The organism is Salipiger sp. PrR007 (assembly GCF_010499845.1).
GTDB classification, from domain to species: Bacteria; Pseudomonadota; Alphaproteobacteria; order Rhodobacterales; family Rhodobacteraceae; genus Salipiger; species Salipiger pacificus_A.
On sequence record NZ_JAAGOZ010000008.1, the window covers coordinates 71,623 to 94,181 of the forward strand.

General features: G+C 67.6%; 16 protein-coding genes. 5 read left to right on the forward strand and 11 right to left on the reverse strand.

The genetic code is table 11. The features are described 5' to 3' along the window. Positions 1 to 46 precede the first annotated feature (46 nt). Entirely contained in the window at positions 47 to 2,911 is a 2,865-nt protein-coding gene (locus G0Q01_RS01190) for a ribonuclease E/G (protein ID WP_164196937.1), read from the reverse strand. A gap of 604 nt (positions 2,912 to 3,515) precedes the next feature. On the opposite strand from G0Q01_RS01190, the gene G0Q01_RS01195 reads away from it, so the two are divergent. Beyond that, complete coding sequence (locus G0Q01_RS01195; RefSeq protein ID WP_164196936.1) at positions 3,516 to 4,334, forward strand: HpcH/HpaI aldolase/citrate lyase family protein; 819 nt, start codon at positions 3,516 to 3,518, stop codon at positions 4,332 to 4,334. 3 nt (positions 4,335 to 4,337) lie between these two features. On the opposite strand, the gene G0Q01_RS01200 is transcribed toward G0Q01_RS01195, so the two are convergent. Further along, positions 4,338 to 5,210 (reverse strand): NAD(P)-dependent oxidoreductase, encoded by an 873-nt coding sequence (locus tag G0Q01_RS01200; RefSeq protein WP_164196935.1) that lies wholly within the window; start codon positions 5,208 to 5,210, stop codon positions 4,338 to 4,340. A gap of 128 nt (positions 5,211 to 5,338) precedes the next feature. Here G0Q01_RS01200 and G0Q01_RS01205 point away from each other — a divergent pair, with 128 nt between their 5' ends. Beyond that, positions 5,339 to 7,804 (forward strand): penicillin acylase family protein, encoded by a 2,466-nt coding sequence (locus G0Q01_RS01205; protein WP_164196934.1) that lies wholly within the window; start codon positions 5,339 to 5,341, stop codon positions 7,802 to 7,804. Then, on the forward strand, positions 7,801 to 8,739 hold the full coding sequence (locus G0Q01_RS01210) for a phosphotransferase (RefSeq protein ID WP_164196933.1): 939 nt from the start codon (positions 7,801 to 7,803) through the stop codon (positions 8,737 to 8,739). Before G0Q01_RS01205 ends, G0Q01_RS01210 begins: the two co-directional genes overlap by 4 nt. 27 nt (positions 8,740 to 8,766) lie before the next feature. Here the strand turns inward: G0Q01_RS01210 and hflX are convergent, their stop codons facing one another. From hflX to dusB, 9 genes are all read right to left on the reverse strand, one after another. After that, entirely contained in the window at positions 8,767 to 10,020 is a 1,254-nt protein-coding gene (hflX, locus tag G0Q01_RS01215) for a GTPase HflX (protein ID WP_164197049.1), read from the reverse strand. Between the two features lie 17 nt (positions 10,021 to 10,037). Next, a complete protein-coding gene (gene hfq / locus G0Q01_RS01220) occupies positions 10,038 to 10,277 on the reverse strand; it encodes an RNA chaperone Hfq (RefSeq protein WP_092420842.1) in 240 nt (79 codons plus the stop codon). A 152-nt stretch (positions 10,278 to 10,429) separates the two neighbouring features. Further along, the gene (locus G0Q01_RS01225; RefSeq protein WP_164196932.1) at positions 10,430 to 11,944 is read right to left on the reverse strand and encodes a TrkH family potassium uptake protein; all 1,515 of its coding nucleotides are present in this window, start codon (positions 11,942 to 11,944) and stop codon (positions 10,430 to 10,432) included. Positions 11,945 to 11,947: 3 nt separating this feature from the next. Beyond that, positions 11,948 to 13,324, reverse strand: a complete 1,377-nt coding sequence (gene trkA / locus G0Q01_RS01230; RefSeq protein WP_108965798.1) for a Trk system potassium transporter TrkA — start codon at positions 13,322 to 13,324, stop codon at positions 11,948 to 11,950. Between the two features lie 154 nt (positions 13,325 to 13,478). Further along, a complete protein-coding gene (locus G0Q01_RS01235) occupies positions 13,479 to 14,897 on the reverse strand; it encodes a sigma-54 dependent transcriptional regulator (protein WP_164196931.1) in 1,419 nt (472 codons plus the stop codon). After that, complete coding sequence (locus G0Q01_RS01240) at positions 14,894 to 17,143, reverse strand: PAS domain-containing sensor histidine kinase (RefSeq protein WP_164196930.1); 2,250 nt, start codon at positions 17,141 to 17,143, stop codon at positions 14,894 to 14,896. The genes G0Q01_RS01235 and G0Q01_RS01240 overlap by 4 nt, the downstream gene beginning before the upstream one ends. 148 nt (positions 17,144 to 17,291) lie before the next feature. Further along, positions 17,292 to 18,665, reverse strand: coding sequence for a sigma-54 dependent transcriptional regulator (locus G0Q01_RS01245; RefSeq protein WP_108965804.1), 1,374 nt, complete (start codon positions 18,663 to 18,665; stop codon positions 17,292 to 17,294). Next, positions 18,666 to 19,757 (reverse strand): nitrogen regulation protein NR(II), encoded by a 1,092-nt coding sequence (locus G0Q01_RS01250; RefSeq protein WP_108965806.1) that lies wholly within the window; start codon positions 19,755 to 19,757, stop codon positions 18,666 to 18,668. After that, on the reverse strand, positions 19,754 to 20,737 hold the full coding sequence (gene dusB / locus G0Q01_RS01255; protein WP_108965808.1) for a tRNA dihydrouridine synthase DusB: 984 nt from the start codon (positions 20,735 to 20,737) through the stop codon (positions 19,754 to 19,756). Before dusB ends, G0Q01_RS01250 begins: the two co-directional genes overlap by 4 nt. A 175-nt stretch (positions 20,738 to 20,912) precedes the next feature. On the opposite strand from dusB, the gene G0Q01_RS01260 reads away from it, so the two are divergent. After that, positions 20,913 to 22,070: a bifunctional 2-C-methyl-D-erythritol 4-phosphate cytidylyltransferase/2-C-methyl-D-erythritol 2,4-cyclodiphosphate synthase gene (locus G0Q01_RS01260; protein WP_164196929.1), complete on the forward strand. Its 1,158-nt coding sequence runs from the start codon at positions 20,913 to 20,915 to the stop codon at positions 22,068 to 22,070. Then, complete coding sequence (locus tag G0Q01_RS01265; protein WP_164196928.1) at positions 22,067 to 22,552, forward strand: phosphatidylglycerophosphatase A; 486 nt, start codon at positions 22,067 to 22,069, stop codon at positions 22,550 to 22,552. Before G0Q01_RS01260 ends, G0Q01_RS01265 begins: the two co-directional genes overlap by 4 nt. Positions 22,553 to 22,559 lie beyond the last annotated feature (7 nt).

The following is a 22,559-nucleotide window of genomic DNA, read 5'->3' on the forward strand; positions in this document are numbered from 1 at the left end:
CCGGCGCTCGGGCCGGGGCGTTTTCTCTAGCTCTGTCGGCGCGGCCTCAGCGGCTCCACCAGCCCCTGCGCTTGGGCTTGGACGCGTCGTCCGCCTCGGCGGCGACGGGCTCCGGGGTGCGCTCGGGCTCGGGCTCGGCCTTGGCCTCCTCGGCGACGGGCACTTCAGCGACCTCTTCAGCCACCTCGTCGGCAACCGGGGCTTCGACCTCGGTTTCGACCGGGGTGTCCTTGGACGTTTCCCCGGCGGCCTCTGCAGGCGCCTCAGCGACCGGTGCATTGACGGCGGTTTCGGTCACCTCTGCGGGCGCAGCCGCTTCTTCGGCAACCGGCTGTTCCACCGGTGTCTCTGCGGGGGCCTCGGCTTCGACCGGCGCTTCACCCGCAGCTTCGACCACACCCGGTTCGGGCTGGGCTTCGACCGGGGTTTCAGCCGGCGCTTCCTCGGTGGCGACCTCGGTCACCTCGGGCTCGGCCTTCTTTCGGCTGCGCGAGCGGCGGGTGCGCTTGGGCTTCTCGGCGGGCGCCTCCTCGGCGGCGGGAGAATCCGCGGCTTCGGCTTGAGCCGGAGCCTCTGCCGGAGCTTCTGCCGGAGTTTCTGCCGCAGCCTCGGCGATCTCCGCGGCGGCCACTTGGCGCACCGCTTCGCCGTCCGCCTCGGGCTTGGCCTCGCCGTTGCCCTCGTCGTCAGCACCGGTCTCGTCGCCGTTCTGGCCATCCCGGTTCTTCGACCGCGAGCGGCGGCGGCGGCGGCGGCGCTTCTTGGGCTTGCCGTCGGAATCCTCGTCGCTGGACCCATTGTCGCCGGACCCATTGTCGCTGTCGGCCTCGGACTGTGCCTTGGCCTCTGCCTCCGCTTCGATCAGTTCCTCGTCCTCGTCTTCCTCGCCGGGGTAATCCTCGTCGACTTGGTCCATGAGCGAGGCGGTCGCCGAGACGACCGGCGCAACCACTTCGGGCACGTTGCGCGTCGCGGTCTTGAACTTCTCCATGGAGAAGTCGGGGCTGACAAGATGCGTGTCCCCCTCGATGCGCACGGCCATGCCGTAGCGCGCCTCGATCTGGGCGACGTGTTCGCGCTTCTGGTTCATCAGGTAGTTGGCAATGCCCACCGGGCATTTCACCAGCACCTCCCGGGAGCGGCGGCGCACGCCCTCTTCCTCGATCTGGCGCAGGATGTTCAGCGCCATGTTGTCATCCGAGCGGATCAGCCCGGTGCCGTGGCAAGCCGCGCAGGGCTGCGTGGTGGCCTCGATCATGCCCGGGCGCAGGCGCTGGCGCGACATCTCGAGAAGGCCGAAGCCCGAGATGCGGCCGACCTGGATGCGGGCGCGGTCGGTCTTGAGCTTGTCCTTCAGCTTCTTCTCGACGGCGGCGTTGTTCTTGCGCTCTTCCATGTCGATGAAGTCGATGACGATGAGCCCGGCAAGGTCACGCAGACGCAGCTGGCGCGCCACTTCTTCGGCGGCCTCCAGGTTGGTCTTCAGCGCGGTCTCCTCGATCGAGCCTTCCTTGGTGGCCCGGCCCGAGTTCACGTCGATCGCCACCAGCGCCTCGGTGACGCCGATCACGATGTAGCCGCCGGACTTCAGCTGCACGGTCGGGTTGAACATGCCGCCGAGGTAGGTCTCGACCTGGTAGCGCGCGAAGAGCGGCATCGGGTCGAGGTAGTGCTTCACGTTCTTCGCGTGGGACGGCATGATCATCTTCATGAAGTCCTTGGCGTTGCGGTACCCGCGCTCGCCTTCCACGTGCACCTCGTCGATCTCGCGGTTGTAGAGGTCGCGGATCGAGCGCTTGATGAGATCGCCCTCTTCGTAGATCTTCGCGGGCGCCACCGATTGCAGCGTCAGCTCGCGGATCTGCTCCCAGAGGCGTTGCAGGTATTCGTAGTCGCGCTTGATCTCGGTCTTGGTGCGCTTGGCGCCAGCGGTCCGGATGATCAGCCCCGCGCCTTTCGGCACGTCGATGCTCTGCGCGATCTCCTTCAGCTTCGAGCGGTCGGCAGCATTGGTGATCTTGCGCGAGATGCCACCGCCACGGGCGGTGTTCGGCATCAGCACGCAGTAGCGACCGGCGAGCGACAGATAGGTGGTCAGCGCCGCGCCCTTGTTGCCGCGCTCTTCCTTGACGACCTGCACCAGCAGGATCTGGCGGACCTTGATGACTTCCTGGATCTTGTACTTCCGCGCCCGCGGCTTGCGCGCCGGGCGGATGTCTTCCTCGGTGTCGTCATCGGCGACGGACTCGATGCTGTCATCCGACTTCGCCGCGTCGAGCTCGTGGTCATCGTCCTGATCGTCGGCCTCGGGGGCTTCGTCCGGCGCCTTCAGATCGGTCTCTTCGGCGACGGGCTCCTCGACCGGTGTTTCGGCTACGGTTTCCATCGGCGACAGACCTTCGTCGTCGCGCGTGTCGAGAACATCATCCCCGAGGTCGATGGTTTCCATGCCCGAGATGCCCTCGGACACGTCGCCCGTGACCTCTTCCGAGACTTCGCCGGTGACCAGCTTGTCGCCGGTGCTCGCCTGCTCCGCCTTGCTGCGCGAGCGCGAGCGGCGGGTGCGGGACCGCGCGTTCTTCGAGCGCGACTTTTCCTTGTCGTCCTCGTCCTCTTCGGCCGCCAGCGCAGCCTCTTCCTCCATCAGCGCTTGACGGTCGGCAACGGGGATCTGGTAATAATCGGGATGGATTTCCGAGAAGGCGAGGAAGCCGTGGCGGTTTCCGCCGTAATCCACGAAGGCTGCCTGCAGCGAGGGCTCGACCCTGGTGACTTTCGCCAGGTAGATATTGCCTGCTAGCTGGCGCTTGTTTTCCGATTCAAAATCGAATTCCTCGACCTTGTTTCCGTCGACCACCACAACGCGGGTCTCTTCCGCGTGGGTGGCATCGATGAGCATTTTCTTTGCCATGTTTTCCGTGTGCACGGCACATGCGCCAGACACCCGGGCGGAGCCGGGCTGCGAGGTGATGTGGCGTGGCTTGTCTGGGCGGTGAGCGGCGCGCAGGCACGGGAAGACAATCTGTCTTCGCCCAGGTGCCTGATCTGCGTCGCGCGCTTCATCGCGGTTCTTCTCCGACACCGTCAGGGCGAAACGCCTCGCGGTGCCTTGTTGCGGCCCGTCGCCTTGGGCGGTCCGGGCAATGTGCTTGGCCTTGCGGCCTGATCGGTCTGCCCGGGGTCCTGTGGCGGACGGCTCCGAAGCAGCGAAACTCTTTGGCACAGTGTCACGCGGAGGGCGCAAAACCCACTGGCCTAATGGGTACCATAGGGGCATCGCCGCCCCAATGACAATATGGAATGTGACGGCCGCATGATTTCATCCACAGGGCTGCCGCCATCTCGCGCGGTCGCGGCGCCCCGCGTTAGACACCCGCCGTGCCCGCCGCGGACCCCGGTGATCCCGCCCGCGCATTTTTGGTATACCACATCTATTGACCTTGCGTCGCGCTGCGTATTCAACTCGGCCCGACCTGCCCCGGACACATCGCCGCGGCACAGACGAGGAGAACTTCATGACCGGAAGAAACAGGCTCAAGGCGCGGCTCAGGGCCGGAGAAACGGTCACCGCGGCCTGGTTCGAGCTGGGCTCGCCCGAGGTGGCCGAGCTGCTGGTCTACAGCGGCTGGGACGTGCTGGTGATCGATTGCGAGCATGGCTCGGCGGGGCTCGAGGCGGGGTTGAACCTGCTGCGCGCGGTCGAGGGGGCCGGCGGCGAGGCGGTGATCCGCGTGCCCGACGCATCCGAGGCGACGCTGAAGCGCGCGCTCGACCGCGGCGCCCGCTCGATCATGGTGCCGATGGTGCATACCGCCGAGATGGCGCGCGAGATCGCGTCCTACTGCCTCTACGCGCCGCGCGGACGGCGGGGCTACGCCGCCCCCATCGTACGGGCCACCAACTGGGGCAACCTGCCCGGCTATGGCGCCAACGCGCATGAAGAGCTGCTTCTGATGGCGCAGGTCGAGCATGTGGACACGGTCGCGGAAGTCGCCGAGATCGCCAAGGTCGAGGGCATCGACATGGCCTTCGTCGGCCCGAACGATTTTGCCGCCTCCATGGGCCTGCTCGAGCAGACCGAGCACCCCGACGTCCGCGCCAAGATCGCCGAGGCGGAAAAGGCGGCGCTCGACGGCGGGCTTCTGCTCGGCACGATCACCGGCGTCGCTGGTCCGGGCCGAGGCTACGGCGAGCTGCGCGAGGCGGGGTATCGCTTCATCGTCGGCCCCAACGACGTTGGCCTTCTGGCCGGGGCTGCCCGTGCCGCAAAGGCGCAGGCCGCCGACGCGCTTGGCGAGGCGGCACCAGAGACCGCCCCGCACGCGAGCTACTGAGGCTCAGTCGAAGGCCTTGAGACGCTTGATCAGCGAGGACGTGTCCCAGCGGCCGCCGCCCATGGACTGCACGTCCTTGTAGAACTGGTCCACCAGCGCCGTCACCGGCAGCGAGGCGCCGATCTCGTTGCCGGTGGCAAGGCAGATGCCAAGGTCCTTGCGCATCCAGTCCACCGCGAAGCCATGCTCGAACTTGTCGTCGAGCATCGTCTCGAACCGGTTCACCATCTGCCACGAGCCCGCCGCGCCGCCGCCGATCACCTCGACCACCGCGCGCCCGTCGATCCCCGCCTTCTCGGCGAAGGCCAGGCCCTCCGAGAGCCCCTGCACCAGCCCGGCGATGCAGATCTGGTTGACCATCTTGCACAGCTGGCCCGCGCCGCTGTCGCCGAGGCGCTTGCACATCTTGGCATAGGCGTCGATCACCGGCTCGGCGGCGTCATAGTCGCCCTGGTCGCCCCCGCACATCACCACCAGCTGGCCGTTTTCGGCGCCCGCCTGGCCACCTGAGACCGGCGCGTCGACGAAACCGAAGCCGTTGTCCTTGGCCACGTGCCAGAGCTCGCGGGTGACCATCGACGACACCGTAGTGTGATCCACAAAGACCGCGCCCTCGTCCATGCCGGCAAAGGCCCCGTCCTTGCCGAGGCAGACCCCGCGCAGGTCGTCGTCATTGCCGACGCAGGCCATGACAAAATCGGCGCCCTCCGCCGCCTCGCGCGGCGTCGGGGCCATATTGCCCCCGAATTCGGTGACCCATTTGTCGGCTTTCGCGGCGGTGCGGTTGTAGACGGTCACCTCGTGACCGGCCTTGGCCATATGCCCCGCCATGGGGTACCCCATCACGCCAAGCCCCAGAAATGCGCATTTCGCCATGGATCAACCTCCTGTTACGTTTGTCGTTGCGGGAGTTGTCGCGCCTCGCCCGCCCCTTGGCAAGGGGGCGGGTCTTGGGTAAGCCCGTCAAGAGCGGGCAATCCAAGCGGGCAAACTCGGGGCAGAACATGGCAACACTCTTCCGCTGGCTTCTCAGGCTCGTCAGCGTGGCGATCCTGCTGGCCGTCGTCGGCGTCTCGCTGGCCTATTACCTGGCCTCGCGCTCGCTGCCCGACTACGACAAGACGCTTGAGGTCTCGGGCACCGCCGGCGACATCGAGATCGTCCGCGACAACGCCGGGGTGCCGCATATCTTCGCGCCAGTCGACCGCGACGTCTTCTTCGGCCTTGGTTACGTGCACGCGCAGGACCGCCTGTGGCAGATGACCCTGCTGCGTCGCACCGCGCAGGGCCGCCTGTCCGAGCTCTTTGGCCGCCGCACCGTCGACACCGACACGCTGATGCGCCGGCTCGACCTCTACACCCAGGCGCGCCTCTCGGTGGAAGCGCAGGACGGTGAGACACGCGACGCGCTCGAAGCCTATGCCGCCGGGGTCAACGCGCGTATCGACGAGATCAACTCCGACAGCCTTGGCCGTGGCGCGCCCGAGTTCTTCCTCTTCAACGCCCCGATCGCGCCCTGGCAGCCAGCGGATTCACTGGCCATCGTCAAGCTGATGGCCCTGCAGCTCTCGGGGCAGTTCCGCGACGAAATTCTGCGCGCCCGCACCTCGCTTGCCCTGCCCGAGCCCGAGATGATCCAGGACATCCTGCCCGACATCCCCGGCCCGGCCATCGCCGAGCTGCCGGAATACGCCGCGCTCTTTCCGGAGAAGCGGCTGCCGCGCTTCGCCGAGGCAAGCCGCCCCTCCCCCGCGATGATGCCCGTCGCGCCGCGCGGCATGGCCGGCGCCTCCAACGCCTGGGCCGCGGCGCCGGACCGCTCCGCGGGAGGCGGTACGCTGCTGGCCAACGATCCGCATCTCGGCTTCACCGCGCCATCGACCTGGTATCTCGCACGCCTGCAGCTTTCGACCGGCGGCGTCATTGGCGGCACCATCCCCGGCGTGCCCGCGGTCATGCTCGGCCGCTCCGAGCATATCGCCTGGGGCCTCACCTCGTCCTACCTCGACGACCAGGACCTCTATATCGAGGAGCTGGACCCCGAGAACCCCGAGCGCTACCGCACGCCCGACGGGTTCAAGAATTTCCGCACCCGGCGCTCGATCGTCGACATCAAGGGCGCGCCGCCGGTCACGCTCACCTTGCGCTGGACCGACAATGGCCCGGTGCTGCCGCGCAAGGCGTTCGACCTTGACCGGATCACCCCGCAGGGCGACGTGGTTTCGCTTGCCTGGACCGCGCTCAGCGACCGCGACAGCTCGATGACCGCCGCCATCGGCCTGATGAAGGCGCAGAACGTCGATGAGGCGCTCGAGGCCAGCAAGGCCTTCGTCGCCCCCTCGCAAATGCTGACCCTGGTCGACGATGCGCATATCGCGATGAAGCTGATCGGCGCCATGCCAGAGCGCGACCCGCAGAGCCAGACGCAGGGCCGCATGCCGAGCCCCGGCTGGATCGCCGCCAACCGCTGGCAGGGCATTCTGCCGGACAGCGACAACCCGGTGTTCAAGGACCCCAAGGGCGGCATTCTGGGCAATACCAACAACAAGATCGTCGACCGCCCCTTCCCCCATCACGTCAGCTTCGACTGGGGCGACAGCCAGCGGATCATGCGCTGGAGCGCGCTGATGCAGGGCCGCGAGGTGCACACCCGCGACAGCTTCATCGAGGCACAGCTCGACACCGTCTCGCCCGCCGCGCGCACGCTGCTGCCGCTCATCGGCCGCGACCTTTGGTTCACCGGCGAGGCCGCCCCCGAGGGCACCCCGCTGCGCCAGCGCGAGCGGGCGCTCGACCTGCTGGCCGAGTGGAACGGCGAAATGAACGAGCACATGCCCGAGCCACTGATCTACGCCGCCTGGCTGCGCGCCCTGCAGGACCGGCTGATCCGCGACGAGATCGGCCCGCTGGCGGATGAATACACCCATGTCGACCCGCTTTTCATCGAGCGCGTCTTCCGCAACATCGGCGGTGCCGGAAAATGGTGCGACGTGCTGCGCTCGGCCCCCAAGGAGACCTGCACCGACATCGCCCGCATGGCGCTGGACGACGCGCTGGTCTGGGTCGGCGAGCGCTACGGCACGCAGCTCGAGAGCCTGCGCTGGGGCGATGCGCACCAGGTCACGCACAAGCACAGCGTGCTGGGCGACGTGCCGCTGCTGAACTATTTCGTCAACATCCGCCAGACCACCTCGGGCGGCGATTTCACCCTGCAGCGCGGCGTGACCGCAGGGAGCGGCCCCGACCCCTTTGCCAACGTGCATGGCGCCACCTACCGCGGGGTCTATGATTTCGCCGATCCCGACAGCTCGGTCTTCGTCATCTCGACCGGCGAGTCGGGCCACCTGCTGTCGCGCCATTACGACGACATGGGCACGCTCTGGCGCCGCGGCGAATACATCCCCATGTCGCTGGACGAGAACCTCGCCCGCGCCGCCTCGGTCGGCGTGACGCATCTGGTGAAACCGTGACCGACCCCGCGCGCCTGACCCGGCTTGAGGCTAAGGTGCTGGCGCGCGAGGTCCTGGCACACCACCGTCCCGGCCGCGCCTATGGACTTGGCTGCCTTAAGAACCTCGACCGTCCGATGCGCGCGCAGGTCTTCTGCGCCGCCCACCCCGGCGAACACCTGGTGGTCAAGGTCTTCGCCCCTGCCTCTGCCGAGAAGGCCCGCGCGCAGGCCGCGCGGCAGCGCGCCGTTGCCGCACAGATGCACGAAGGACCGTGGCGCGCACCCGAGGTGCTGTTCTTCGACGACGTGCGGCTGGTGCTGGGCATGGCCTATGCGCCGGGCCCGAGCTTCGCCGAGCTCTGGCCGCAACTGCCTGCCGAAAAGTGCGAGCTGCATCTGGAGGCCGCGGGCAGTTGGCTCGCCGCGCTGCACCGCCCGACGCTGGAGCCGGGCAAGCTGCGCCCGCGCGGACAGCTTGACTGGCTCGCCGGACGGCTGCGGCGGGCACAAAGGGGCGGTGACGCCTTTCCCGACATCGAGAATTTTTCCCACGCCCTTGCAGGGCTCGAAGCGCTCTTTTCAGAAGCCCGTGGCCTGCCCGCCCCCCGCGCCGTCACCCACCGCGACCTGCACCTTGCCAATCTGGTCAGCGCCGAGGGCGCGCTCTGGGGCCTCGATTTCGAGAACGATGCGCCCGACGCCCCCTATCGCGATCTGGTTGCCCTGCTGATCGACGCGCTGGCCTCTGCGCCCGAGCCCGATGCCCCGCGCTTCGCCGCCGCTCTCGCGCGCGGCTACGGCGACGAGATCACCGCTCCCGCCGCCCGGCTCTTCGCGCAGCGCGCCTATGCGCTCGGCACCTGGGCGCGCACGCCGGCCGATCCGTCGCTGCGCCAGCGCGCACGGCTGAAGGCGGCGAAGATGATCCTCGCCGCCGACAAACCCCTGTTCTAGGGGCACGTCTTTCCTGAGGGAGAGGCGTCACACCGTCTCGAACTGAGCGCGGTCCTTTGCGGTCCAGCGCAGGTGCAGGAGGTAGCCCTCCTCGTCCTGCTCCTCGGACAGCACCAGCCCTTTCTGGAAGAGCCACGCCCGGCGCTTGCCCTCGCCGAAGCCGAGCCGCACGTCCTCGTCGATCGAGGCCCCCTGCAGCCGTTCGGTCACCGCCTCGAGCAGCCCGTCGAGCCCCTCGCCGGTGATCGCGCTGACCGCGAAGATGCCTTCGTCGCGCGCTGCACGGGCGAGCGCCGCCTCGCGATCCTCCGGATCAAGCTGGTCGATCTTGTTCCAGACCTCGATCTGCGACACGTCCTCGTTGACACCCAGAGAGCGCAGGATGGCATAGACGTCTTCGGCCTGTTCCATCGTGCCCGGGTGCGAGATGTCGCGCACGTGCAGCACGAGGTCGGCGGCCAGCACCTCTTCGAGCGTGGCGCGGAAGGCAGCAACCAGCTCGGTCGGCAGATCGGAGATGAAGCCCACCGTGTCGGACAGGATCACATCCATGCCCGTCGGCAGTTGCACCGCCCGCATCGTCGGGTCGAGCGTGGCAAAGAGCATGTCCTTTGCCAGCACCTCGGCCCCGGTCAGCCGGTTGAAGATGGTCGACTTGCCGGCGTTGGTGTAGCCGACCAGCGCGACGATCGGATAGGGCACCTTGGCGCGCGCCTTGCGGTGCAGGGCGCGGGTCTTGACCACCTTGTCGAGCTGACGGCGCAGCCGCACGAGTTGCTCGTCGATGGCACGGCGGTCGGCCTCGATCTGGGTCTCGCCGGGGCCGCCGACGAAGCCGAGCCCGCCCCTCTGGCGTTCGAGGTGGGTCCAGGCCCGCACAAGGCGCGTGCGCTGGTAGCTCAGTGCCGCCATCTCGACCTGCAGCACACCCTCGCGGGTCGCGGCGCGGTCCGAGAAGATCTCGAGGATCAGCCCGGTCCGGTCGAGAAGTTTCACCTTCCACTCTTTTTCGAGGTTGCGCTGCTGCACCGGCGTCACCGGGCCATCGACGAGCACCAGCTCGACCTCGGCCTCCTTGAGACGCTCCTTCAGCTCGGCAATCTTGCCGGAGCCGAAGAGCGTGCCGGGATGCGGGTCGCGCAGCGGCACAACCTCGCTCCCCACGACCTCGAGGTCGGGGAGAGCGGCGGCCAGGGCCACGCCTTCTTCAAGCGCCATCTCCGCATCGCGGCGATCACGGTCTGCCTTGATATCGGGGTGCAGGACCCAGGCGCGGGTCACATGCGGATCATGTTCGTTCAAGCGGTATCGTCGCCGTCATAAAGGTTGATCGGCTGCGACGGCATGATGGTCGAGATCGCGTGTTTGTACACGAGCTGCGACTGACCGTCGCGGCGGAGGAGAACGCAAAAATTGTCGAACCAGGTGATGACACCCTGCAATTTTACACCGTTGATCAGGAAAACCGTAACCGGAACCTTGGTTTTCCGAACATGGTTAAGAAATGCGTCCTGTAGATTTTGTCTGTCTGAAGCCATTAATTTAGCCTTTTTTTCTTGCTGCAGCCGTTCTCAGGCGCTCCCTCGTTCTTGGCGAGTATGTATCGCAAGTTGCGGAACTTCCAGAGCAAAAATACCGATCCCGCGGCGGGTCGGCCGGGGCTCAGCGCAAAGGCGCCGCAAGCCCCTGCTCAATCGCGCCAAATGTCAGGCGTTAGCAGCACGATGATGCCCAGCACCTCGAGCCGTCCGAGCACCATGGCCGCCACGAAAAGCCCCTTTGCCGCGTCGCCCATCTCGCTCAGCGGGATCGGCTGCTCGGCGGCTGCGCGGATCAGCGGGCCGCAGTTGGTAAGCGCCGCGACGGTGGTGACCATGGCGTTCTCGAAATCCAGCCCCGAGAGGGCGAAGAGCAGCGAGAAAACCGCGATCGTCATGGCAAAGAGCATGAAGAACACCCAGGCGACAAAGGCCCCCTGGCGGCGGATGCGCCGCGCCATGACGCCGGAGCGGCCCAGCGAATGCGGGTGCACCAGGCGTTCCATCTCGCGCACGCCGGCAAGGTAAAGCGCGTAGATCCGCAGCAGCTTCACGCCGCCGGCCGTGGTTGCCACCCCGCCCCCCATGATCGCCAGCCCAAGCAGAATCACCCCCGGCGTCTGCAACCCCGACCAGCCGCGCACCGCGCCCCAGTCGGCGCTCTGGAATCCGGTGGTCGACAGGAATGAAAGCGCCGTGAAAAGCCCACCCCAGAGCGAGCGCAGACCGGCTGCGAGATTGGTCTCTGTGCCGATCTCGAAAGAGGCAATCCAGTGCCGCAGGAAAAGCGCGGCGGGCAGAACAAGCACGATCAGCAGCCCCAGGCGGAACTCGGGATCATGGCTCAGCTTCGACCCCGCAAGACCCTTCGTGTCACCAGAGAAGGTCAGCCGCGAGAGCGCGAAGAACAGGAAGAGGAAGATGATCATCTCGCCCCCCATGCCGCTCTGCGCCGTCTGCGGCCCGCCGATGGGAGAAATTCCCGAAGTCGAGAGCGTCGACATGGCATGGCTGAGCGCCACCAGCGGTTGGTCGCCCGCCATCAGCAGCATCACCCAGAGCGCCACCGTCAGGCCGACGTAGATCGGCGCCAGCACCCGCGCCGAGGCGGCAAGCCGCAGCGCCGGGTCGGTCACGTCGCGCCGCGCTGCGCCCGCGTCAACGCTCTGGCCGGGCTCACCCGAGGCGGTGACCTCGAAGCCCCCCAGCGTCAGCGGCGCCAGCAGCGCCGCCGAGCTGACCCAGATCAGCAGCCCGCCCATCCAGCCCACCTGCGCGCGCCAAAGGTGCTCGGCCGCCGAAAGGCGCTCGGGGGCAAAGAGCGTGGCCCCGGTGGTCGTCAGGCTCGAGACCATCTCGACATAGGCGTTGAGAAAACTGGTGGTCCGCACCGCCTCGTGGAATGGCACGGCGAGCATGGCAGGCAGCAGCAGGAAGGTCGCGAGCAGTGCCAGCAGCTGCCGCGGCGCCGAGCGGTAATGGGTCCGGGTCGCTTGGGCGATGCCGATCAGCGTGGTCAGCACCAGCCCGACGATGCCCGCGTAGAAGAAGCTGCGGGCGTCGTGGAACTCCTCATGCGCCAGCGCCACGGCGGCGGGGGCGATCATCGAAGCACTGGCGATGCCCGCGAGCAGGATCAGAAGGGGCGTGCGGCTGAGCGTGCGCATCGTTCAGAAGAAGTCGATCGAGACCTGCAGGAGCCGCTCGACCTCCGGCACGTCCTTGGCCAGCGCGAACATGACGATGCGGTCGCCCTCTTCGATGCGCAGCTCGCCGGTGATCTTGATCACCTCGCCGTCCTTCATCACCGCGCCGACCAGCACGCCTTCGGGGAATTCGATCTCGCGGATCATCCGCCCGGCGATGGACGAGGTCGAAAGCACCTCGGCCTCGATCACCTCGGCCTCGGCGTCACCGATCGAGTAGACCGAACGCACGCGGCCGTGGCGGATGTGGCGCAGGATCGAGCTGACGGTGGTGGCGCGCGGGTTGATGTGGGCGTCGACCCCCATCGGCTCCATCAGCGGCACCAGCGTGGGGTCGTTGATCAGCGCGATGGCCATGGGGCAGCCCTCGGCCTTGGCGCGCACGGCGGCCAGCAGATTGGTCTTTTCGTCGTCGGTCACGCACAGCACGGCGTCGGCGCGGCTGATGCCTGCCTCGCGCAGAAGCGCGGTGTCGAGCGCGTCGCCATGCAGCACGATGGTGCGCTCCAGCGCGTCGGCAGCGCGTTCGGCGGCGGCGCGGTCCTTCTCGATCACCTTGGCGCGGATGCGCTCGGCACGGCTTTCCAGCGCGCGCGCCACCGCAAGGCCGACGTTGCCCCCGCCCAGCACCACGATCCGCTCTTGCTTGCGCTGCGCCTTGCCGAAGATCTCGAGCGTGCGCTGGATGTCGTCGGCGTGGACCAGCACGTAGCAGGCATCCCCGACGAAAATCTGGTCGCGCGGCTCGGGGGCAAACAGCGTGCCCTCGCGGCGGACGCCCACCACCACCGAACGCAGCGTCGAGAAGAGGTCCGAGAGCTGCCGCAGCGGCGTGTTGATGATCGGGCAATGCTCGTCGATGGTCAGGCCGAGAAGCTGCGCCCCGCCCTCGAGAAAGCGCTCGGTGTCAAAGGCCGCAGGGGCCGAGAGGCGCTGCAGCGCGGCCTCGGCGACCTCCTTTTCGGGCGAGATCACCACGTCGATCGGCAGGTGGTCGCGGCGATAGAGGTCCGAGTAGATCGCCGTCAGGTAGCTCTGCGAGCGCAGGCGGGCAATCTTGCGCGGAATGGCAAAGATCGAATGGGCCACCTGGCAGGTGACCATGTTGACCTCGTCCGAATAAGTGGCGGCGATGATCATGTCGGCGTCGCGCGCGCCGGCCTTGTCGAGCACATCGGGATAGGAGGCGAAGCCTGCGATCCCCTGCACATCGAGCGTGTCGGTCGCCCGCCGCACCAGGTCGGGGTTGCTGTCCACCACGGTGACGTCGTTGCGCTCGCCCGAGAGATGACGGGCGATCTGCCAGCCGACCTGGCCCGCGCCGCAAATGATGACTTTCATGTCGTCTGCCCAAATTGCTGGCCCGAGGCCCCGAGTGTGCCCGGCATGACATGCCCGGTGCGAGCGGTCAATGCACGGGCGCCCCCAGGGCGTTTCCAGCCCCGCCCACGAGGCGGAACTGTCCCGGAATTAAACCCTTTATCCGGCGCCGCTCTCAGGAGGCGGGGGTCACCTGGTCTTCCTCGATATAGGCGATGCGCCCGCCGGATTTCGCCCCGGTGACCACGCCCAGCGACTTCAGCTTGCGGTGCAGCGCCGAACGCTCCATGCCAACGAAAGCCGCGGTGCGCGAGATGTTCCCGCCGAAGCGATTGATCTGCGTCAGCAGGTACTCCCGCTCGAAAGCCTCGCGCGCCTCGCGCAGCGGCAGGGTCGCCAGCGTGCCCGAAAGCACGACGCGGCCCTCCTCGTCCTCGCCCGCCGGGCCATCCTGCGGCAGCTCGCGCGCCTCGATCGGGCCACTTCCGTCGCCGAGGATCAGCACGCGCTCGATCAGGTTCTTGAGCTGGCGCACGTTGCCCGGCCAGATCATCGTCTGCAAGAGCGCCACCGCGTCGTCCGAAAGCTCGCGCAGCGGCAGGCCCTGGGTGCGGTTGAAGCTCTCGATGAAGTGGCGCGCCAGCAGCGGGATGTCCTCGCGCCGGTCCTCGAGCGAGGGCACGGCGATCGGCACCACGTTGAGCCGGTGGTAGAGCTCCTGCCGGAAGGTGCCCGCGGCGATCTCGGCTTCGAGGTCACGGTTGGTCGAGGAGATCACCCGCAGGTCCACCCGCACCTTGTCGGCGCCGCCGACGCGGGTGAAGCTCTGGTCGACCAGCACCCGCAGGATTTTCGACTGGGTGCCGAGCGGCATGTCGGCGACCTCGTCGAAGTAGACCACCCCGCCGTGCGCTTGCTCGAGCAAACCCGGCTCGACGCCGCGTTCGGCGCTCTCGCGGCCGAACAGCATCTGCTCCATGTTGTCCGGTGCCACCCCGGCGCAATTGACGGTGACGAAGGGCGCCGAGGCACGGCCGGAATTGGCGTGGATGAAGCGCGCCGCCACTTCCTTGCCGCAGCCCGCGGGGCCGGTGAGCATCACCCGGCCGTTGGACTTGGTGACCTTGTCGATCTGGCTGACAAGACCGCGGAACATGGCGCTTTCACCGATCATCTGCGCGACCTCGGTCTCGCGGCGGCGCAGCTGGCTGTTCTCGCGGCGCAGGCGCGAGGTTTCCATCGCGCGGCGGATCACCACCAGCAGCTGATCGATGTTGAAGGGCTTCTCGATGAAGTCATAGGCGCCCTGCTTGATCGCGGCGACGGCGATCTCGATGTTGCCGTGGCCCGAGATGATGATGATCGGGATGTCGGGATTGTCGCGCTTGACGGTCTTGAGGATGTCGATCCCGTCCATCTTGCTGTCCTTCAGCCAGATATCGAGGATCATCAGCGCGGGCGGTTCGGAGTTGACCTCGTTCATCGCCTCGGAGGAGTTGCCGGCCAATCGGGTGGTGTAGCCTTCATCCTCGAGAATATCCCCGATCAGCTCGCGGATGTCGCGCTCGTCGTCGACGATCAGGATGTCGCTCATGTCTGCCTCTCCAGTTCCGAAATGCTCTTGTCAGACGTCTCCGGCACGTCGCCGGTTGTGCCGAGCGGCAGGCGGATGACCGCCATCGCCCCGGCATGGTCCGCGCCGCCAAACGGCGGTGCGTCCTCGAGCGCCAGCGTTCCGCCGTGCTCCTCGATGATCTTCTTGACGATGGGCAGGCCAAGGCCGGTGCCCTTGTCGCGGGTGGTGACATAGGGCTCGAAGAGCCGCGCGCGATCCTCGGGCAGGCCGATGCCATTGTCCATGATGCGGATCACCGCGCGCCCGTCCTCTTCGGTCAGGCTGACGCGGATCTCGGGGCTGTGACCCTCGGGGGCACCCTGCTCGCCGAGGCTCTCGATCGCCTCGCCGGCGTTCTTGATCAGGTTGGTCAGCGCCTGGCCGACCATGGTGGCGTCGAGTTCGGCAGCCATGGCGTGCGCCGGCAGGTCGCTGACGAAACGGATCGCCGGCTGGCCTGTCTCCTGCAAAAGCACTGCGCCGCGCAGCAGCGCCACCACGTCCTCGGGCTTGCGCTGCGGCTCCGGCATGCGGGCGAACTTGCTGAACTCGTCGACGATGCGGCGCAAATCCTCGGTCTGGCGCACGATGACCTCGGTCATCTGCGCCAGCTTCTCGGCGTCCGCCGCCTCGAGCTGGCGCGAGAACTTGCGGGTGATGCGTTCGGCCGAGAGCCGGATCGGGGTCAGCGGGTTCTTGATCTCATGCGCGATGCGCCGCGCCACGTCGCCCCAGGCGGCCATGCGTTGCGCGCTGACCAGATCGGTCACATCGTCGAAAGCCACAACGTACCCCTCGAGCGCGCCGTCCTGCCGCCGCCGCACCGAAAACCGCACCAGAAGATGCTCGAGCCGCCCCTCGCGGCTGACCTTCACCTCTTCCTGCGCGGTCTCGAGCCCGCTGTCGCGCAGCCGCTCGTAGAGCGGGCCGAACTCGGGCACAGCCACGGTCAGCGGCACGTCGGCGCGGGGTTCGCGCCAGCCGAGCAGCCGCTCGGCGGGGCGGTTGACGAAGGTCACCCTGCCCTCGGCATCCAGCCCAACCACCCCGGAGGTGATCGACGACAGCACGGAATCGAACAGCCGCTGGCGACGCTCGATCTGGCGAGTGTTCTCGAGCAGGGTCTCGCGCTGGCCCTTGAGCTGGCGGGTCATCTGGTTGAAATAGCGACCGAGCATGGCGATCTCGTCGTCGCCATCGCCCTCGATCACCTGCACGTCGAGGTCCCCCGCCCCGACCCGCTGCGCGGCGCCGGTGAGCCGCCCCACGGGCTGCGCCATGCGCTCGGCGAACCAAAGACCCAACCAGACCGCCGCGAGGATCAGCAGCAGCGCAAAGCCAAGATAGAGCAGCGCGAAATCAAAGAGCCTCCGGCCGCGCTCGGTCTCCTGCTGCTGGTAGAAACGCGCGGTCTCCTGCGTCTCGTCGAGCAGGTTCAGCAGGTTGCCGTCGACGACGCGGCTGACGTAGAGGAAGCGGTCCGCGAAGGCCGAGAGCGGCACCAGCGCGCGCAGCTCGTGGTTGTCCCAGTCCGGGATCAGCACCAGCCCCTCGGCCCGGGCGCGGTCGAACTGCGCGACCGTGGGCTGCTCGTAGTAGAACAGATAGGAGCGCTCGCCGCGGGCGCGGATCTCGCCCCCACCATCGATCACGTAGGCCTCGCGCAGGCCGCGCTGGATTTGCGCCTGTCCCTGCCCCAGAACCTGCCGCACGTCACCGTCATCGAGCGCGAAATTTGCCCGGCGCGCACCGTCGACGAAACGCGCCAGCGCCTGCACATCCTCGATCAGCCCGACGCGCTGCTCTTCTTCATAGGCCTCGGCGGCGGCCATCGAGGCTCCCACCACGTTCTGCACGCGGCTGGAGAACCATGTCTCGAGGCCGATGTTGATGGTGAGAACGGCAAAGACCGCGACGGTAACCGTGGGCAACAGCGCCATAAGCGCAAAAAGCCCGGTCAGGCGCAGGTGCAGCCGCGAGCCTGCCGATTGCGCCCGGCGCTCCGAGATCATCCGCACCAGCCGCGCCAGCACCAACGTGGCGATCAGCAGCACGTAGACCATGTCGGCCAGCAGCACGAGCCGCAGGCTCAGCTGCGTCGCACGCTCGCCGCTGCCGAGCGGGCCAAGCACCAGAAACGTCAACACCGCCAGAACCGGCCCGAGCAGAACCAGCCCGAGCGTCGCCACGTTCTGAACGCGCCGTTGTCGGCGCAGCCTGTTCATGCGCGCCCAAGTCGTGCTCCGTGCCCGGGTGGCCACAGATTCACCTCATACTGATTGGCTGCTCGAGGCAGCGTCGCCATGTGCTGTGGCTTCTAATGAATGCGCCGCCCCGAGGGCGGCGCATCGCGGCCACATGCCTGTGACGGTTTTACATCAGTTTGCGGCGCCGTGTCACGCGAATATCAAGATCGGTGATCTTCTTGCGCAAGGTATTGCGGTTGATGCCAAGCAGGTCGGCACATTTCGCCTGATTCCCGCCGGTGGCTTCCAGCGCGATCTCGATGAGCGGCGCTTCCACTTCCTTGAGGATGCGGGTGTAGAGCCCCGGTGCCGGCAGCATGTTGCCATGCAGGTCGAAATAGCGGCGCAGGTGGCGGGCCACCGAGGTGCTGAGTTTCTCGCTGTCGCCGCCGCGCAGGATCGGGCCGGTGTCGGGCTGATTGCCCAGAACCGCCTCGACTTCGGCGCGGCTGATTTCCTCGGCCCGAGAGGTCAGGCTCAGGCGGCGCACGGCGTTTTCCAGCTGCCGCACGTTGCCGGGCCAGCTGTAGGCGCGGAAGAGCTCGGCGGCATCCTTCGACAGCCACCGCTTGGAGGCCCCCTCGCGCTCGGCACGCTGCAGGAAATGCTCGGTCAGCAGGGCGATGTCCTCGACCCGCTCGCGCAGGCTCGGCACATTGATGGTCGCGCCCGACAGGCGGTAGTAGAGGTCCTGACGCACCGCGCCCTCCTCCATCGCCTGCGCCAGATCGCCCTGGCTGGTGGCCATGAAGCGGGGCACGTGCTCGCCGGGGATGTCCATCATGCGCACGACGCGCGCCTGGATCTCGTCGGGGATGTCGGTGATCTCGTCGATCAGCAGCGTGCCGCCCTTGACCCGCGCCAGCACCCGCGCCGGGCCTTCGAGATCCGACAGGTCGGCGCCGGTCACCGTGATGAAGGGCAGCGTGCGACGGTCCGAGAAATCGTGGATGGCGCGCGCGATCAGCGATTTGCCCGTGCCGCTCTCGCCCGAGATCAGCACCGGCAGGTCGGTGTTCATCACCTTGGCGACAAGGCGGTAGAGCGCCTGCATCGCCGGGGTCTTGCCGACCAGCGGCAGCTCGTCCGGCCCGTCGGCGCCGATCGTGGAGACTTCCTCGCGCTTGGCCGAGCGGTTGCGGTTGTCGAGCGCCTTGGCGGTGCGCTTCATCAGGTCCGGCAGGTCGAAGGGCTTGGGCAGGTAGTCGTAGGCCTCGGCCTCGGCGGCCTGGATCGCGGTCATGATGGTGTTCTGCGCCGAGATCACGATGACCGGCAGGTCGGGCCTGTCCTGGTGGATCTTCGGCAGCATTTCCAGCCCGTTGCCATCGGGCATGACGACGTCGGAGATCACCACGTCGCCCTTGCCCTCGCCGACCCAGCGCATCAGCGTGGTCAGCGAAGAGGTGGCGTGCACCTTGCAGCCAGCGCGGGTCAGCGCCTGGGTCAGCACGGTGCGGATGGTGCGGTCGTCGTCGGCGACAAGTACGGTGCCGTCCATTTACCTGTTCTCCTCAATCTCGCGCGGGGCGCGTGGCAACGAAATGCGGAAGACCGTGCGGCCGGGGACGGAATCCACCGAGATCCAGCCGTCGTGGTCGGAGATGATCTTTGACACCAGCGCAAGCCCCAGCCCGGTGCCGTTCTCGCGGCCCGACACGAAGGGGTCGAAGACGTCGCCCTTGATGTCCTCGGGCAGGCCGGGGCCGTCGTCGATGACCTCGATCTGCAGCGGCAGCTTCTGGGTCGAGCCGTCCGGGCGGCGCATGCGGAAGCTGTGCTCGAAGAAGGTGTGCAGACGGATCGTGCCGCCCTCCTTGGGGTCGGCCGCCTCTGCGGCGTTCTTCAGCAGGTTCAGCACCACCTGCAGCAGCTGGTCCGGATCGCCATAGGCCAGCGGCAGAGAGGGGTCGTAATCCTCGATGAACTTCATGTGCGCGCCAGCGCCGAGCTGGGTCGAGCGGCGCGCGCGGTCCAGCACGTCGTGCAGGTTCACCGGCTTGCGCTCGGGCGCCGAGAGATTGCCGAACTGCTCGACCTGCTCCAGCAGCTTCACGATGCGGCGGGTCTCGGCGACGATGAGATCGGTCAGCTCGAGATCGTCCTTGGTCAGGTTCATCGACAGAAGCTGGGCCGCGCCGGTGATCCCTGCAAGCGGGTTCTTGATCTCATGCGCCAGCATCTCGGCCATGCCGATGGCGGATTTCGCGGCGGATTTCACCGAATGGCTCTGGGTCATCCGCCCGGCCAGCTCGCGCGGGCTGATCAGCATGATAAACCAGCCCGGGTAGTTCTGTACCGGCGCGAGCTGCAGGTTGCACACCAGCGGCGGGCGGTTGCCGGTACCCACATCGACGTCGTTGACGAAGAGCGGCGTGCCATGCTCACGCGCCCGGGCGAGGCTTTCCTCGATCGGCGCATCCACCGCGAGACGGTCCCAGATCGGCTGGCCGACGAGCCATTTCGCCGAGTTGTTCATGAAGCCCTCGGCGGCGGGGTTCATGTCGGCGATACGTTCCTCTGCATCGAGCAGGACGGCGGGCACCGGCAGCGACGACCACAGCTGGGTCAGGAGCTCGGTGTTGGTGCTCATGCGGCGACCTTCAGATCGCAGGCCAGCGCGGCGTCGAGAAGGTGCAGCGTCTCGGCCGGTTCGCGGGCGGTCAGCACGCGCTTGCGCAGATCCGCCGAGGGCGCGGCGTGATCCATGTACCACCCCAGGTGCTTGCGCGAGACACGGCCACCCAGCTCCTTGCCATAAAACGAAAGCATTGCCTCGTAATGCTCTGCGACCATTTGATAAAACGCCTTTCCTGTCGGCACGTCAGGTGCCGGTGTTCCGTAAAGCTCGGCCGCGATCTGGGCCAACCTCCAGGGCGCGCCCTGTGCCCCCCGGCCCACCATGATCCCCGCCGCACCAGAGGCCCCGAGGGCCGCCCGCGCGCTGGCCGCATCCACGATGTCGCCATTGGCGACCACCGGGATCGACACGGCCTCGACCACCTCGCGGATCGCCGCCCAATCGGCGGCCCCCTTGTAGAACTGGCAGCGGGTGCGTCCGTGGATGACAATCATTCGCACCCCGGCCGCCTCCGCCCGTTTGGCGATCTGCGCGGCGTTGAGGCAGTCACTGTCCCAGCCGAGCCGCGTCTTCAGTGTCACCGGCAGATCGACCGCCTCGACAACCGCCTCGATCAGCCGCAGCGCATGATCCGGCTCGCGCATCAGCGCCGAGCCCGACCAGCCGCCGGTGACCTTCTTGGCCGGGCAGCCCATGTTGATATCGATGACCTTCGCGCCCATGCCCGCCACATGCCGCGCCGTCTCGGCCATGGGCTCGGGCGCGCGGCCCGCCAGTTGCACCGAGGTGTTCTCGATTCCGGCGCCCAACTCCGCCTTCTCGCGCGTGCCGGGCCGCGCGGTGAGAAACTCTCCACTGGCGATCATCTCGGACACCACCAGCCCCGCACCAAAGCGCGACACAAGGCTGCGGAAGGGCAAATCCGTGATTCCCGCGAGCGGGGCCAGCAAGACCGGAGGGTCGATGAGTCTGTCGCCCAGCGAGAAGTTCAAGCGCCTATTCCTTGTGCAGATGCTTGGGAGTTAACGTGCGCGCGGCGCGTGTTCAATCATTTGGGAGCGCTACAGGCGCACGCCATACGCGAGTGATGAAAAATTGAGCACAATGCCCCCGGTGATTGCACCGCCCCGCGGCAGCGCCTAGAGAGGGGCGCCGGAGGTCAACACCATGGAAACAGCCGCGGAAACAGCCGCCATCATCGTCGCCGCGGGGCGCGGCACCCGCGCGGGTGGCGGGCTCCCGAAACAATGGCGCGACATCGCGGCGCGGCCTGTGGCGCGCTGGACGCTCGAAGCCTTCGCCCCGCACTGCCCCATCGTGCTGGTGATTCACCCCGAGGATCGCGCCATCGCCGAGTCGGTGGCCGAGGGCCTGCCGGTGACGCTGGTGACCGGCGCCGCTGACCGCGCCGGCTCGGTCCGCGCCGGGCTCGACGCTCTGGCTGGCGCTCCGCCCGCCAAGGTGCTGATCCACGATGTCGCCCGGCCCTGCGTCACGCGCCGCACCATCGAGGCGGTGATCGCCGCGCTCGACGCCGCCCCCGGCGCCGCGCCCGCGCTGGCGGTGACCGATGCGCTTTGGACCGGAGCCGAGGCACAGGTGACCGGCACGCAGGACCGCACCGGCCTCTACCGCGCGCAGACGCCGCAGGGCTTCCGCTACGCAGACATCCGCGCCGCCCATGCCGCCCACCCCGGCGGCGCCGCCGATGACGTCGAGGTCGCCCGCGCCGCGGGGCTTGCCGTCACCATCGTTCCCGGCGACGAGCGCAATCTCAAGATCACCGGCCCCGAGGATTTCGAACGGGCCGCCAGCTACCTGACCAACCCCATGCAGGAGACCGCCATGGATATCCGCCTCGGCAATGGCTACGACGTGCACCGTTTCGGCCCCGGAGACCACGTGGTGCTCTGCGGCGTGAAGGTGCCGCACGGACGCGCCCTCCAAGGCCATTCCGACGCCGACGTCGGCATGCACGCCGTCACCGACGCGCTCTACGGCGCGCTGGCGGAAGGCGACATCGGCCGCCACTTCCCGCCGAGCGATCCACAGTGGAAGGGCGCCGCCTCGGAGATCTTCCTGCGCCACGCGGTCGAGCTTGCCACCTCGAAGGGCTACACCATCTCCAATGTCGACGTGACGCTGGTCTGCGAGCAGCCCAAGATCGGCCCCCATGCCGAGGCGATGATGGCCGAGCTGGGCCGGATCATGGGGCTGGCGAGCGACCGCGTCTCGGTCAAGGCGACCACCTCGGAACGGCTCGGCTTCACCGGCCGCGAAGAGGGCATCGCCGCCATCGCAACCGCAACGCTGGTGAAGCCATGAGACTGATCGCGACCTTCTTCTACGTGGGGCTGCTGCGCCCCGCGCCGGGCACCTGGGGCTCTCTGGCTGCCCTGCCCGCCGCCTACCTGCTGCTGGTGCTGGGCGGTTTCTGGCTGCTGCTGGCCGCCAGCATCGTCGCCTTCGTGCTGGGCTATATCGCCACCAAGGCCCTGACCGCGAGCGGCGAAGACGAGGATCCGTCATGGATCGTCATCGACGAGGTGGTGGGCATGTGGATCGCGCTCTTCCCAGTCGGCTACGGCGCCATGATGATGGGCGTAGACGTCTGGCGGCTCTGGCCGGGCTGGGTCTCGGGCTTCGTGCTGTTCCGGCTCTTCGACATCTGGAAGCCCTGGCTGGTGGGCTGGGCCGACCGCCGCGGCGACGCGATGGGCGTGATGCTCGACGACGTCATCGCGGGTGTCTTCGCGGCGCTGGTGAGCATCGTGCTCGCCGGGATCGCGCATGGCTTCCTGATGTGAGGCACGA